Annotated in this window: 17 protein-coding genes; 14 read left to right on the forward strand and 3 right to left on the reverse strand. The window is 50.3% G+C overall.

What is annotated here, in order from left to right:
• The first annotated feature begins 2 nt into the window (after positions 1–2).
• The 3 genes from ACWQXP_RS17930 to ACWQXP_RS17940 all read left to right on the forward strand — a co-directional run bounded on the left by ACWQXP_RS17930 (position 3) and on the right by ACWQXP_RS17940 (position 3,756).
• Complete coding sequence (locus ACWQXP_RS17930; protein WP_454064224.1) at positions 3–368, forward strand: four helix bundle protein; 366 nt, start codon at positions 3–5, stop codon at positions 366–368.
• Positions 322–1,299 carry a type II secretion system protein gene (locus ACWQXP_RS17935; RefSeq protein WP_454064225.1) on the forward strand — a complete coding sequence of 326 codons (978 nt, stop codon included), beginning with the start codon at positions 322–324 and terminating at the stop codon, positions 1,297–1,299. Before ACWQXP_RS17930 ends, ACWQXP_RS17935 begins: the two co-directional genes overlap by 47 nt.
• 240 nt (positions 1,300–1,539) lie before the next feature.
• On the forward strand, positions 1,540–3,756 hold the full coding sequence (locus ACWQXP_RS17940) for a hypothetical protein (protein ID WP_454064226.1): 2,217 nt from the start codon (positions 1,540–1,542) through the stop codon (positions 3,754–3,756).
• 111 nt (positions 3,757–3,867) lie between these two features.
• Here the strand turns inward: ACWQXP_RS17940 and ACWQXP_RS17945 are convergent, their stop codons facing one another.
• Positions 3,868–4,236 carry a HigA family addiction module antitoxin gene (locus ACWQXP_RS17945; protein WP_454064227.1) on the reverse strand — a complete coding sequence of 123 codons (369 nt, stop codon included), beginning with the start codon at positions 4,234–4,236 and terminating at the stop codon, positions 3,868–3,870.
• An 8-nt stretch (positions 4,237–4,244) separates the two neighbouring features.
• A complete protein-coding gene (locus tag ACWQXP_RS17950) occupies positions 4,245–4,367 on the reverse strand; it encodes a type II toxin-antitoxin system RelE/ParE family toxin (protein ID WP_454064733.1) in 123 nt (40 codons plus the stop codon).
• Positions 4,368–4,988: 621 nt separating this feature from the next.
• On the opposite strand from ACWQXP_RS17950, the gene ACWQXP_RS17955 reads away from it, so the two are divergent.
• From ACWQXP_RS17955 to ACWQXP_RS17990, 8 genes are all read left to right on the forward strand, one after another.
• A complete protein-coding gene (locus tag ACWQXP_RS17955; protein WP_454064228.1) occupies positions 4,989–6,671 on the forward strand; it encodes a type II secretion system protein in 1,683 nt (560 codons plus the stop codon).
• Between the two features lie 208 nt (positions 6,672–6,879).
• Entirely contained in the window at positions 6,880–7,566 is a 687-nt protein-coding gene (locus ACWQXP_RS17960; RefSeq protein WP_454064229.1) for a type II secretion system protein, read from the forward strand.
• A gap of 66 nt (positions 7,567–7,632) precedes the next feature.
• Entirely contained in the window at positions 7,633–8,319 is a 687-nt protein-coding gene (locus ACWQXP_RS17965) for a type II secretion system protein (RefSeq protein ID WP_454064230.1), read from the forward strand.
• Between the two features lie 105 nt (positions 8,320–8,424).
• A complete protein-coding gene (locus ACWQXP_RS17970; RefSeq protein WP_454064231.1) occupies positions 8,425–9,147 on the forward strand; it encodes a type II secretion system protein in 723 nt (240 codons plus the stop codon).
• A gap of 149 nt (positions 9,148–9,296) precedes the next feature.
• Positions 9,297–9,713 (forward strand): DUF3568 family protein, encoded by a 417-nt coding sequence (locus tag ACWQXP_RS17975; protein ID WP_454064232.1) that lies wholly within the window; start codon positions 9,297–9,299, stop codon positions 9,711–9,713.
• Positions 9,714–9,916: 203 nt separating this feature from the next.
• Positions 9,917–10,177: a type II toxin-antitoxin system ParD family antitoxin gene (locus ACWQXP_RS17980; protein ID WP_454064233.1), complete on the forward strand. Its 261-nt coding sequence runs from the start codon at positions 9,917–9,919 to the stop codon at positions 10,175–10,177.
• Positions 10,178–10,180: 3 nt separating this feature from the next.
• Entirely contained in the window at positions 10,181–10,468 is a 288-nt protein-coding gene (locus ACWQXP_RS17985; protein ID WP_454064234.1) for a type II toxin-antitoxin system RelE/ParE family toxin, read from the forward strand.
• 172 nt (positions 10,469–10,640) lie between these two features.
• On the forward strand, positions 10,641–11,375 hold the full coding sequence (locus tag ACWQXP_RS17990) for a type II secretion system protein (protein WP_454064235.1): 735 nt from the start codon (positions 10,641–10,643) through the stop codon (positions 11,373–11,375).
• On the opposite strand, the gene ACWQXP_RS17995 is transcribed toward ACWQXP_RS17990, so the two are convergent.
• Complete coding sequence (locus ACWQXP_RS17995) at positions 11,357–11,620, reverse strand: hypothetical protein (protein ID WP_454064236.1); 264 nt, start codon at positions 11,618–11,620, stop codon at positions 11,357–11,359. The two genes, ACWQXP_RS17990 and ACWQXP_RS17995, sit on opposite strands and share 19 nt — an antisense overlap.
• A 414-nt stretch (positions 11,621–12,034) precedes the next feature.
• Between ACWQXP_RS17995 and ACWQXP_RS18000 the strand changes: the two genes are divergently transcribed.
• Genes ACWQXP_RS18000 through ACWQXP_RS18010 form a run of 3 tightly spaced genes read left to right on the forward strand, consistent with a single transcriptional unit; the run spans position 12,035 to position 14,663 of the window.
• Positions 12,035–13,483: a hypothetical protein gene (locus ACWQXP_RS18000; RefSeq protein ID WP_454064237.1), complete on the forward strand. Its 1,449-nt coding sequence runs from the start codon at positions 12,035–12,037 to the stop codon at positions 13,481–13,483.
• A 5-nt stretch (positions 13,484–13,488) separates the two neighbouring features.
• Positions 13,489–14,067 (forward strand): hypothetical protein, encoded by a 579-nt coding sequence (locus ACWQXP_RS18005; RefSeq protein ID WP_454064238.1) that lies wholly within the window; start codon positions 13,489–13,491, stop codon positions 14,065–14,067.
• Positions 14,064–14,663, forward strand: a complete 600-nt coding sequence (locus ACWQXP_RS18010) for a hypothetical protein (protein ID WP_454064239.1) — start codon at positions 14,064–14,066, stop codon at positions 14,661–14,663. The genes ACWQXP_RS18005 and ACWQXP_RS18010 overlap by 4 nt, the downstream gene beginning before the upstream one ends.
• The last annotated feature ends 7 nt before the right edge of the window (positions 14,664–14,670 follow it).

A 14,670-nucleotide genomic window follows, 5' to 3' on the forward strand; every position in this document is an offset into this window, starting at 1 on the left:
ATATGGAACCCACGATTAAGAACTTTAGAGACCTGGAGGTGTGGAAGCTCGGGAAAGAGATTGTCATAGACACGTACAATATGACGAAATCGTTTCCTCAAGCAGAACTCTACGGATTGGCCTCGCAAATGCGTCGTGCTGCCGTGTCGATACCTTCCAATGTGGCCGAGGGCTTTAATCGAAGACACAACAAGGAATATAGACAGTTTCTCTATATCTCCTTAGGTTCTTGTGCCGAATTAGAAACGCAACTAGAAGTGAGCTCTGAATTACAGTACCTCTCATCTGTCAAAGCTCAGGCTATCTTAGAAAAGTTAGATCATGAAACCCGAATGCTCAGAAATCTCATTAAAAAACTTTCAGCGTGAAGCGTCGTTCGTGAAACGTGAAGCGAAAGAAAAAAAATGTGAAGCGTCTTGCGTGAAGTGTGAAGCGCAAGATCAAAAACAGAAGACCAGAAACATTTTTTTCCCCACGAGATACGCTTCACGCAAGACGCTTCACGCTTCACCTTTCCCGTTCGTTCTACCACGCTCCACGCTTCACACTTCACGCTTCACGAGCGCTGGCTTTACTCTGATCGAAATGCTAGGAGTCCTAGCTATCCTTGCTATTCTCGGAGGCCTCATTGCCCCCAAATTTATTCAAGGATTCAATCGGGACATGAGGGAAGCCGAAATGCGCAATCTCCAAGCCATCGCGCAAGGGGTCGAAGTGTCTCTACGGGAAAACCGGGCGTGGCCGGCCAACCTTGCTGCCCTGACACCAGCGTACGTTCCCTTTAGCTCTGCTCAAATTTCCCAGAATGAACGAGGTTTCCCGCGGTATTACGCAATCCATCCCAATACCAGTGGATTCACGAATGGCGCCGGCCTGGCCGCCAGTAACCTGGATGATGTGCGATTTCTCCTGATCTCCAACCTGACGGAGGATGCGAATCCGACCATCAACACCGTTGCGCAGTTTGATGCTTGGTGGAATACCGACGAAACCAGTACCCCGGACCTCAAAATCTATAGAGGGACCCTGGGACACCTCTTTCACTTAGTTGCTATGAGTGCGGTGGGTACGGGGGGCAGCTACCAGGTCGATGGGAACACGACCAATTCTGGTGGCGGAACTCTGGCAATGTACAACCGGTATCATCTTGTGGGTACCCCTGCGGGGCTGGACGAGGCTAATAACTATAACACGCCTGAGGTCCAGTGGACCCTGACCTCGGATGCCGGCTATCTCTTTGATCCCAATTGTACCAGTGGTAACCAGTGGCAGGTGCTTGGCACTGCATGCACGATGTAAAGAACAGACGTATCTCGTCGCTCGTGCCTGCGCGCTGTGCCGACTCCGCCATAGTAGTCTTTTGGCTACGACGGCCGGGAGCGCTCCGGCGCGCAAGCGTGAATCGTCGCTCGTGGGGGAAAAAGACGTTGATCGTATTTCCTTGAGGAGACAAACGTATCTTGTCGCTCGTTGCTCGCATCTCGTTTAGGAAAAGCGTTCCGTTCTTTCTTTTACGAGCGACGAGCAACGTTTTATCTAATGATGCAGAAGAAAATCCATAAGACACGCATTGTGTCAGATGAAGCCGGATTTGCCATTCTTGCCGTCATGGGTTTGTTGGTAGCGCTCACCGTGGCAATCACCATTTTGCTGCCAAACGGTATAACTTCTCATGATATCCAAAATGTCGAGATAGAGAGGCAGAACCTCCAAGCCATAGGGCAAGGCTCCAAAATATATCTGCGAGAAAATCGGACGTGGCCTCCCACCTTGGCGGCCCACAATCCTGGGTATGCACCCTTTGCTTCAACGAAGCTGACTCAAAATACTCGTCTCTTCCCTCGCTATTATTTTGCGCACCCCAACACAGGTACGTTTGCCAACGGCAATGGATTGGCCGAGAGTGATCTCACCGATGTTCGTTTTCTGTTGGTTTCAAACCTTGAAGCAGATGCCACGCCGACTATCACCAACGCGGCAGAGTTTGAAACCTGGTGGACCACGGACGAAAGCGCGACGCCTGGTTTGCATATCTATCGCGGAAATCTCGCGAGTCAGTTTCATCAGGTGACGCTTAAGGCGATAGATGACGGGGGGAGTTACCAGATCGATGGGACAACGACGAATTCTGGCGGGGGACTACTGGCGGATTACAGCCGATATCATGTCGCGGGCACGGTGGTGGGACTGGATGAGGGCAATACCTATGGAACGCCTGAGGTGCAGTTTGCCCTCACAGGCCATGTGGTGTACCAGTTTGATCCGCTTTGCAGCGTGGGATTTCGTTGGCGCATCGTGCCCGCGGAACCATGTCTGCCATCAGCCGTGTTATGGCTCACAACTGACGGTGATGGTGTCTTAAATAACTCGCAGGCAGGGTCTTTCGATGAGCCGAATCTCACATACGAGTCAGGCCCAACCGGAACCACTTCTGGAACGTTTAGCGCTCAGTTCGATCTGAATAACTTTACCGGAAGTGCCTCATTAGATGCGGTGCATTATGTCACACGAAGCCTCACGATTGGCACCACCACACCGATTGATGTTTACATCGGTGATATTCTTTTCTCTTTGACCGACGCGGCGACTCTGACCAGTACCAACTCGCTGACCGTAGACGACGCCGATGTCACGATCTTCCGCCCAGACAACCCTGGGGACTATACGGCTGGGACATTTATTGTTCTGATCGACGGATCTGACTTGAGCCTGCCCAGTGGTGACGTTAAAGGCGTCAGCTTAGTTGAGCAAATGACGACAGTCGGAGGTGCGAACCTTTCACAAGGAACATTCTTGCTCAACATGCAGAATGAACGAGACATTTTACATCTGACACTGACATCGGCTGGAACGACGACAAGTGGAAGTTATTCCGTGCTTGTCGAGGGGGCAGATATTCAGATCGAGAGCAGTAACTATCTGTCCGGTGTTCATCTCATTGGCAGCGACGTCGGCATAGGAGACGCAAGACTTCAATCAGGCCAAATACTGGTGACAACGAATGAAAATGACAATGCATTTGGGGACAATGGAATTCCAGTCACCAAGCAAGACATTATAATACTGGACGTCACAACAACAGGGGTCAATACGGCAGCCACTGCTACGCTGCTCTTTGATGGGAGTGATCTTGGGCTCACTTCGAGTCCTGATGATATCGACGGCATCACATTGGTCCCCAAGTATATTTTTGTCGCCCAGTCGATTGTGAATCCCGGGTTTGAAACGGGAGACCTGACGGGCTGGATCAAGACGGGCGATCTGACGGGAAATGGCGGCTACAACGATTGGGGCGCCACGACCTCAACGAGCGCGATGTCAGTGCCTCACAGTGGAACCTACTTTGCTGATGCCAAATCTACTGGTGCCGTAACGGGAATACTTTTTCATGAATTGGGAGTGTATCAGCGTTTGGATCTGAGTGCGTCGATAGCAGAAATTGATGCAGGCAAGGCCACGGCCAGTTTTTCCGGCTTTGGCCACGGGGAGACGCCAGGGGGCTGTTGCGATGACAAAGCCAAATTGCGCATCACATTCTATAACGCTGTGGCGGGCGGATCGCCGATTGGTGTGTCCTACGATAGCGTGTGGGCAAACACCACCAATACGTGGGATCCCCTTTTCATTTATCATGCCCCTGTTCCTGCCGGGACTCGAAGCATCGAACTCCTTCTGCTAGGAAGGAAAGAAATTGGTGGTTCCAAGCTGGACGGCGGGATTGACGATGTCCGGGGCACCCTAACGATTGCTCCCTGAGGAAACAAACGTCGCTCGTTACTCGTGAAGCGTGTAGCGAAGGAAAAGACGTGAAGCGTCGTGCGTGAAGGGTGAAGCGAGGGGCGTGGAAAGAGCCTCTTTGTTTTTCTTTTACGAGATACGAGCAACGAACGAAGAGATACGTTTGTTTCTTCTACTAACGACGAAGAGCCTTCCCTTATCCCTCGCTTCAGCCAAGGCCAAACGAGCCGGGCGAACTTTGATTTTTCCACGTTCTACCGGTGCAAGGTCATACTGCTGCTGAAGCGCTAACCAGCTTTGGGCTGTTCCGCCAAAAGCTTTTTCCAGCCTCACAGCCATTTCCGGTGAAACCCCGGCCTGACCATTTAGGATCCTCGACAACATGTGACGAGTAATCCCCAATATTTTGGCCCCATCTGTGACCGTCAATCCGAGATATTCAAGGCAGTCTCTCCTAATCGAGCGGCCCGGGGGGTGGATTATGCAGTCCCATAACATTCTCCTTTTTAGTGATAATCTACCAAATTCACATCCAAAACATTCCCGCCTTCAAAGCGAAAAATAATTATCCAGTTTCTAGTAACTTTCACACTCCAAAACCCTTTTAACTCCCCTTTTAGGATGCAGATTCCATCTTGGAAGGTTCATGGCTGTCACATCTTCGGCCACGTTCAACCGCGCCAGGATATCGTCGATGATCGGGACCAGATGCGGAGTTAAGCCCGATGAGTCTTCATTATAAAACCACCGTTTTAAGCCCAGATGCTTAATACTGATAAGCATTCTTTATAGTGTGCACTGTTCATGAACAGTTGCCAATGAGGATCCCGTGCACCCCCACTTCTTTCGTTGGCTGTCTTATGCCAGTTTTTCCGTTGTCTGAATTGGGTCTGGTGCTGACGCGGGGATTCTTTTTACGAGATACGATTATTTCCTCGAAGAAATACCTAAGCTTATGATTTCCTCCCCCGATCACTCTATTTCATCAAGAACAACTTCTAAAACACCGAAATACCAACAGAACTCTATCTTTTAGAACGTGAAGCGTCGCTCGTCTGGGGGGAAACGTATCTCGTATTTCGTGAAGCGTATCTCGCAGAGGGAAACTAACGTCGCTCGTATCTCGTGAAGCGTATTTCGTATCTCGTATCTCGTAAAAGGACGCTCGGAGCCTTTTCCCGCGCTTCACGCTTCACGCACGACGCTTCACGGATCAAAGGTAGGAAACTGAGTATCAGGAACCTCATCACATGCCAGATGCCATAGCAACAGTCAATAACAAAAGAGGTTTCTCCCTTCTGGAAGTCATCGGGGTCATGGCGATCATCGTGATTCTGTCTTCCTTGTTGTTGCCCACTGTGATTCACCGGATTGACGCGGGGGCGCAAGATGCAGAAGTGGAGAATCTGGCCTCTATCGCTCAGGCCATTGAATTATCACTTCGTGAAAACCGGACATGGCCTGCAGACTTGGTCTCGCTGAGCCCGCAATATCTTGCGAAGAACACGGTGCAAATTACCCAAAACGATGCAGGCTTCCCCCGGTATTACGTGGTTCATCCCAACACGAGTGGATTTACCAATGCCACCGGCCTGGCACCGACAGATCTTGACGACGTCCGTTTTCTACTCATCTCTCATCTCAAAGCGGATGCCGCGCCAACCATTACCAATGCTGCCGAGTTCGACACCTGGTGGAATACCGATGAGACGAGTACCCCAAACTTAAAGATTCACCGAGGAAGCGTCGCGAATTGGTTTCGTCTGCTCGCCTTGAGCGCGGATGTGGCCGGGGGTAGCTACCGAATCGATGGGGTCGCCACTAATCCCGGTTGTGGGAATCTTACGACACATACCCGCTATCACCTTCCCGGCACGATGGTGGGCCTCGACGAAGCCGGAACTTACAGCGTGTCAGAAGTGCAGTTTTCGCAAGGGAGCGACACTGGCTACCAGTTCAACTGTGGGCTTCCAGCGGGATCTCGGTGGAGAAAAGACCCATCCAAAGGCCCATCGTGTTGGTCGTTGTGGTTCTCCACGACGAGCAATGTGAGTGGAAGCGGCGCTTCGTGCTTGAATTCGTGGAGTAGTGCGCAGCTCGTTCAACTCAAACAGCCAAGCTTAGCGTTTGAGCCAGGCACAACGAGTGGAACCTTTTCGTCGATCAGCGATCTCAATAACTTTACCTTCTTCACGGATGTCACCGCGATCCATTATGTGAGTCGAAACATGACCGTGGGTGGCGCGACATCGCCCAGTATTGATCTATTGGCGGGTGATGTGCTGCTCTCACTCGCGTACTTTACCGTGTTGACCAGCACGAACACGATAACCGTGACAGAGGATGATGTCTTTGTCTTTCGACCGGACACGCCTGGTAATTATAGCTCAGGGACCTTCATCTTTCTTCTGAACAATCCGGCGGGAATATTCGTTGAAATAAAAGGTCTTTCCCTCGTCGAACAAGATACCGTCGTCGGAGGGCAGACCTTGCAGGCCGGGACGTTCTTGTATAGCCGTTCCTGGAGCGCGTATAAAAACAAGATCTATCATTTTACGGCTGATGATGTGGGTCTATTCAGTACCTCCGGAACCACTACGACTTTGATCGACGGGAGTAATATCAGCATGGGTGGCACGAGCGGTGGATCAGCAGGCGTTGCCGGAATCGATCTTGTAGAGAGCGATATGACGATTGGGGGAACGACCTTGCAGTCTGGCCAAATCCTTGTCACGTTGGATCGGGATGATAGCGCTGTAGGTAACGGATCGCCCATCGCCACTAAGGAGAATGACATTTTTATTTTAGACGTGACGACAACCGGAAGCGGCACCACAGATGCTACGGCCACACTGTTCCTTGAGGGCACGGACGCGAATCTAGACTCCTCATCCGAAGATGTTGATGGGCTCACGCTGGCACCTACCCTTTGAGCGTGAAGCGTTATTGGTGAACCGTGGGAGAAGGAACGTGAAGCGTCGTGCGTGAAGCGTGAAGCGCGGGAAAAGGCTCCGAGCGTCCTTTTGCGAGATACGAAATACGCTTCACGAGATACGAGCGACGTTAGTTTCCCTCTGCGAGATACGCTTCACGTTTCACGAGATACGTTTGTTTCCTCCACGAGATACGATGTACGTGAAGATGAAAGATAAAGTCCAGATGATAGGCAAGTGGCAAGCTGATGCCGGCTTCACGTTGATCGAAATGATCGGGGTCTTGGCGGTGATTGCCATTTTGGTGGCGCTCTTGCTTCCCAAAGTGTTTGAGATCATGGCGGAGTCCAAAGCAAATTCGCTCGTCGGTGCGATGAGAACCTACGAAACCGCGATCATCGATTATTATGCCGATATTGGATCGATTCGCCCGTTGATTGTTGCAGGCAGTCCTGCAACCGATTTAAGCGGAGATAGTTTCGTCGTCCGGTCGCTTCCGGCCCGGCTCACGTTGGATCAATCTGATCCCTTAAACACTGGAGCTAATAGTTGGTCGAAATTTAAGGGTCCGTACTTGTCAAAATTTTCGTCAGATAGCCCGCCGGGGTTGGGCACCAAAATGTATATGCCGGCGAGAAGGCCTGTCGTCTATGGGACAGCCACAACAGCTTCTAATAGAGGCTGGGATTTTAACAACGATGGCAATAGTGACATCCCAACCACCGCGAGCGTGGTGTACGTCTATTTCACGGGCATTAGCAATCAAGACTTTGAAAACGTTGATGTCATTCTTGACCCGGGGATGGGGGCGACTGCAACAGAACGGCAGCTTCGTGGTCGAGTCAAGTATGACACAGGTACGAATGAGATGATGATCTACCTCACACACCAATGACCCAGTGCTCTGATCTTTCTTATGCGAACGACGAGCAACGAGCGACGAACAACGGATTAGCTAAAGGTGAAAGATACAATCAAACAGATGGCCCATCGGCATACTGATGCCGGCTTCACGTTGATCGAAATGATCGGGGTATTGGCCGTCATCGCCATCTTGGTGGCGCTGTTGCTGCCGAACGTCCTTGAGATTATGGCAGAGTCGAAGACCAGAGCCTTGGTAGCGGCCGTCAGAACATATGAGGCCGCCATTGTAGATTATCATACCGATATTGGCTCGATTCTTCCGTTGGATGCAGGAGGTACTCCGACAACCCAGAATAGTGGTGATAGTGCCGACGTGGAGTCACTTGGAGCCCGCTTGACATTGGAAAAGTCTGATCCCTTAAACACGGGAACCAATAGTTGGGTGAAATTCAGAGGCCCGTACTTGGCCAACTTTTCGACAGAAGTGCCTCCAGGGTTTGGGGCCGATGTGTTCATGCCGGCCCGCGATCCCGTCGCCCATGGCACGGCCACGACTGCAACGAATCGCGGTTATGACTTTAATGACGACGGAAACAGTGATATTCCGACGGACGCGTATGTGGTTTTCCTGCGTTTCAGAAGCGTTGGCCAAAAAGATTTTGAACGTGTCGATAACATTCTGGATGCAGGAATTGGATCGACTGATGTAGAACGCCAACTTCGGGGGCAAGTGAAATATGACACGGCCACCAACCGGATGAGGATCTATCTCACGCACCAGTGACAAGAAAAAACGTGAAGCGTATCTCGTTTAAGAATAATGCTCTGATCTTTCTTCTGCGAACGACGAGCAACGCTTCACGTTTCACGAGATACGATTCACTTGAAGATGAAAGATAGAGTCCAGATGATAGGCAAGTGGCAAGCTGATGCCGGCTTCACGTTGATCGAAATGATCGGCGTGTTAGCCGTCATCGCGATCTTAGTGGCCCTGTTGCTGCCCAAAGTCTTTGACGTGATGGTCGATTCGAAAGCTAGAGCCTTGGTGGCCGCGGTCAAGACGTATGAGACCGCCATCGTCGATTATTATGCGAATATTGGCTCGATTCTTCCACTGGATGCTGTAGGTACTCCGGCTATTGATGCAGATGGTGATAGTGCAAATCCCTTGTCGTTGCCGGCTCGACTGACTTTGGATAAATCTGATGCTCTCAATACGGGGAGCAATAGTTGGATGAAGTTCAAAGGTCCGTACTTGGCCAACTTTTTGACAGAAGTGCCTCCAGGATTCGGTACCAGTATTACAATGCGGGCGCAAAACGCCCTAGCGTATGGGACCGCAACGGGAGGGACAAATAGAGCGTATGACTTTGATGATGATAGAAATAGCGATCTACCAACCGATGCCGATCTTGTATGTGTCCATCTGACGGATGTTGAGAGACAGGATTTTGAAAGGGTTGATTCAATTCTGGACCCGAGCCTAGGGACGACGTTTGATGTACGACGTCGACGAGGGAAGGTCAAATATAACGATACCAACAAGGCGTTAAGAATCTATTTGGCTCATCGGTTAATGGGAAAAGCATTGCTCGTGAAGCGTCGTGGGTGAAGAGTGAAGCGCATGAAAAAACGTAAAGCGTATCTCGTTGCCTGTTTCTCGTATTTCGAGGGAAGAGACGGTTAGCTTTTTTTGATAAGATCCACTTTGCGTTTCATTTCTTACATATCAGTGAACATATTGAGAGGGCCGCAAACACCATGAGTCAATTAACCAGACGTATTCCGTTCAGCAAATGCTTGATGCTCTGCATCCTGTTAGGGTGGTCTTTGACGGCTTCGGGATGTGCAGCCTTACTCCTCGGTGCCGGGGCTGGAGCCGGTGTGGCGGGGGCTACGTATGTGATGGGAAAGCTTGAAGACGAAGTGGAAGTCTCAGTCACGAAGGTTCATCATGCGGCTGTCGCAGCGTTGAAAAGCCTCGATCTTCCAGTGGACAAAAATAGAAGGGATAAGCTGAGTGCGGAGATCGAATCAGAGACCGCCGATCAAAAGAAAATTTGGATCAGTATTCACTCGCTAGGCCAGACACGTTCAAAAATTTCTATTCGTGTTGGATTGATTGGCGATGAGGTCCGCTCCCGCCGTATTCTCGAAGCCATGCGCCAACGTTTATAGCGGGTCTCGTTCCTTGTTGTTCGTGCCTGCGCGCTGGAGCGCGTCAGCTTGCAAGCGTGAATCGTCGCTCGCAAGAAATTTTTTCAGATTTACTGAGATAAGACATGAGTCCTTGAAGGGACAAATATGATAATTATTGACAATTTTGCTCATTGCCCTCATACTGACTTTTAACGGAGAAGAGAAGGAGGGTGGCTGTACGTATGCATGTTTCATTAACACCTGAACTAGAAGCCTTGGTGAAAAGATATGTGGAGACCGGCCGGTATCATTCGTCCAGTGAGGTGGTCCGCGAAGCATTGCGGCTGTGGGAGGAACAGGAACAACTGCGTGAATTGCGCATAGAACAACTGCGTAAAGATATTCAGGCCGGGATTGAAAGCGGGCCGGTGTCATTGATGGACTTTGATGATATTAAACAACGCGGGCGGGTACGGCTGAAGAGCAAGAAGCAAGGCCGCTAACGAATGCCGAAGATTGTTCGACGTCCACTTGCCCTTCAGGACCTCGATGATATCTGGGATTACATTGCACAAGATAACCCGCAAGCCGCCGATTACTTCATTGACACAGTTGAAGAAAAATGCCGGCTCCTTGCCGAGTTCCCAAAGTTAGGCACGGCTTGCGATCGTCTTTTTCCTGACCTGAGGGTTTTCGTCATTGGAAAACACCTCCTATTCTACCTACCTTTGGATGACGGTATCGAAGTCGTCCGCGTCTTGCACGGTTCGCGCGACCTTGAGAGTTTGTTTTAGTTTTGGTGATCCATACCTTCGCCCTCATATGTGTTGAATTCCTGCGTATCTGAATTTCTCTCTAATTCTTCATATTTTCAAGACCTTCCGTTTAATCACCGAAGATAACAACAGAAGTCTATCTCGACTACTGTCTTGCTGGGTGTATTTCGTATCACGTCGGAGAAAGAACGTGAAGCGCTGGAGAAAAAACGTGAAGCGTGAAACGTCAAAGAAGAATCAGAGGACTCATAATGCGAGATACACTTCACGCTTCACGAGCGACGGTTTTACTCTGATCGAAATGATCGGCGTGTTAGCGGTCATCGCGATCTTGGTGGCCCTGTTGCTGCCCAAAGTCTTTGACGTGATGGCGGAGTCGAAGGTCCGGGCTCTTGTGGCGGCAGTCAGGACGCATAAGACCGCCATCGTGGATTACTGTGCCGACATTAGGTCAATCCTTCCGCTGGATGTCGATGGTGTGCCCTCTGTCGAAACAACGGGAGATAGTGCGAATCCCTTGTCGTTGCCGGCTCGACTGACTTTGGATAAATCTGATCCGTTGAATACGGGGACTAATAGGTGGGTGAAATTCAGGGGGCCGTACTTGCCCAATTTCTCGTCAGATGTTCCCCCCGGCTTGGGGACCCGTGTGTTCATGCCTGTACGCGATGTTCCAGCTTTTGGCACGGCTACGACTGCAACAAATCGAGGATATGATTTCGATAACGACGGAAATAGTGACATTCCGACCAATGCGCATGTGGTGTTTCTGCGTTTTAGGAGCGTAGCCCTGCAAGACTATGAAAGAGTCGACAGTATTCTTGATCCTGGCATTGGATCGACGGAGGCAGAGCGCCAGGTTCGTGGTCAAGTAAAATATGATGCGGCCACCAATCGGATGAGAGTCTACCTACTACACAAGTGACAAGAAGCAACCGTATCTTTAGAGGTTGGAACTTTGATAATAATGGTAAAAGTGATATCCCAACGAATGCCAAGGTCGTGTTTTTGCGTTTTATCGATATTGAGAACAGAAATTTTGAGAAGGTCGATGCGATGCTTGATCCAGGCCTCGGGACGACAGCTGTGGACCGACAAGTCCGCGGGAAGGTCAAGTATGTTTCTGCCGATAAACGGATGAAGATCCATTTGGTTCATAGATAAATACATAAAGCGTGCTCGTCGCTCATGGAAGAAACAAACGTATCTCGTGCCTGCGCGCTGTGCCGACTCCGCCATAGTAGTCTCTTGGCTACGACGGCCGGGAGCGCTCCGGCGCGCAAGCGTGAATCGTATCTCGTGTAGAAAAAGAGTTCTGAGCCTTCTTTCTCGAGCAACGAGATAGGGTATTTTCTTTCGCGAGATTTGCTCTTTGTAGCCACAAGAGGCTCATAATGGCGAAGTTGATACAGCGCTAGACACGAGCAACGAGCAACGAGTAACGAGCAACGACTTTTTATTTCCCCACCATCACCTCAAAACAAAATTCCCCCTCTACTATCAAGAATCGTACCTAAAACGCCGAAATTCTCCATAAGTGTCTATATCGAACTTTGTGCAATCGTTGAGAACCCGGCAGGTTACATGCAAATGTTTACGTTTCCCATTCATATGCGAAACCTCATTAAACCTCTGAAAAAGACTATTCTTGGCATTAGTCTGATACACGGTCGTTTACGGGCACTATCGGTAGTGAAGGATCAGGTGGTGGCCAATTATGAATTTCCAGAAGTTATTGATACGACTGAGCAGTTACACGCGGCGTTACAAGAGGCGATCAGAGAAACGCAGTATCAAGGCCAGAAAGTTAGTTTTCTCATTGAAGATGACCGGTTTGTTCATCAATACCTTCAGGTTCCTTCCATGAAGCCGGCCGATCTTCGTCTCTATTTGAAGGGTGTGGTGGAAGAGTTAAAGCCGTGGAAAGGCACGACGTCTTGGAGGTTTCGGACGACGCAAGAAGCCAGGGGAAAGATCGGTGTTTTGGTCGATATTTGGCCCAAGGATTTTGTTGATGAGGTCATTGCGATCTGCCGAAACTTGGATCTGACACCCATGCAGCTGACGCCGCTCTCTTCAATATTTGTCGAACAGGTTCGTTCGTTGCCTCTTGAGAATGGCGATGTAGTGCTGCTTGTGACCCTCATGTCGGATAAGATCGTGTTGCTGGTCGCCAAAGGCGATGGCACTCCCTTGTTTGAACGATTTTTAAGTCCGACGCGTGATGGGGTGGATCCTTCAGAACGTATTGGACGTGAGATCACCAGATCCATCCTTTTTTGTGCACAGCAATTCGGGATTAATGTCTCGCAAGTGTGGATGGTCGGCATGTCATCGAATGTGTCAGCTTCGAGCGTGCAGCCGTTTACTGGCATGACCATTATGCAAAGTCCAATGAATCCGGATCCATCGTATTGGATTTGGGTTAGTCTATCGCTACCGGTTCAAAGCTTGAGTAATTTTACTTCGTATGAGATGCGTCTCGCTCCCCTACGACAGATGTGTATGAAGTTGACGGCTGCCGCTGTTTTGGGGTTTTTGCTGTTGGGTGTCGGTCTCACGAGTTTCTTTCAGGGACGATTGGTGCGAGAGCAAGGCCAGGCGCTCGCGCTGGCTTCAGAGTCAACTGATTTGATCAGGGAAAAAGAAATCTGGACTCAGCGTGTGCAGGAACTGATGGCTCAGAAGGCAAAGACGCAGCACATTATCGAAGATCGGCCTTACCCCCTTCCTGGTTGGTTGTTGGGGTATTTGGGAAATGCACTTCCGTCGGAGCTAACGTTAAAGGAGGCGAAGATTACTCGTGGAGCCAATGCATGGAAGGTCGAACTGACAGGAATGGCTCCAGGCGATTTGGTCGGCGGGTCTCAAACATTAACCACTTTCGAAGAACGGTTGAAAGATGGGCCCTTTCATGTTGAGTTCATTGAAGATTGGCGAGGGGCATGGATTCAAGAAGTGTCTGGACTGGCGCAACAAGAATTTAGTTCATGGCCGCGCAAGTTTTCGATGCTTGGACGAATTCAAGGATGAGCAAGATGCTGTCATTTGATCACCTGTCGACGTGGGTACGTGAGTATCAGGGGTCGCTCTCCGTACTGTTCGTCTGTCTAAGTCTTGGGTTTGTGGGCTTGGTGCTTATGACCCAAATGACGTTGATTGAAGAAGCTCATTCGAGCAGTCGTTCAAGTTACAACCTTTCACATGACATTGCCGCCTTACGCACGCAATGGTCTCAGAGTAAGCCCCGTGAGGTGCAGAAACGCGTGAAAACAGCTGAACAAATGCTGCTTCGTGATGTTGATCATCTGACAATGTGGTTGCAACAAATGGGGGCGAAGGCGGCTTCGATGGGATTGCGGTCGAAGTATCGTGTGCATGGTGCTCATGAACTTGTGGCGGAACTCAAGGATGTGGAAGTGATTCCCGTGGCGTTAGAAGTGTTTCCAGAGAAATCCTCGGTTCTGACTGGCGCGTATGCACGGTATGTACATTTTCTTCGTTCGTTGACGGAAGATCCGGTGCGGGTGGATCTGCAAGAGGTCCAAGTGCGAGGTGGGACAGGAGCGGCTCATATGACCGTTATGATTCACGTGTGGGTGAAGGCGACGACATGAGACAGATTCTGAACAACCCATGGGTGGTGATAGGACTCTGTGGGGTCGCCATGCTCATTGTCTATCTCAATACGGACGCCATTGGTCCCGCGACACCGGTGAGTGCTCCGCAAGGTCGCGCTGAGAAGGATCCCGTGAATCCAACCGTCGACTCGTCATCGATGAAAACCGTAGCTATCGATGTCGCTCAGCTAGATTGGCCCGAATCGCTGAGTCGTGATCCGTTTGCCCCGATGACGAATCAAGACGGGCATATTCAGAGCGCGGATAATGTCACTGTGCAACAAGGCATCGATTCTGGGTCGTTGGCCGAGCGTCGTGTCGCTCTGCCCTCACTTCATTTGACGGCTGTGACGCTGAAGCCCGAACCGAAGTTGGCGATGATTAATCGAAAACTCGTAGCAGAGGGCGAGTGTCTCGAGGATTTGTGTGTGACACAGATTACTTCGGATGGAGTCTGGCTCAACGGGCCATCGGGTCCTCATCATCTCGTGTTTGACAGCTATGATCCTGCAACATCTTTGACGGATCGGCAAAGAGATGGGACTGGTCGTCGACCTTTAGGACAAACACGGTCAGTCAGGAGAGATACCTAATTCATTA

It is taken from the genome of Candidatus Nitrospira salsa (assembly GCF_965152625.1).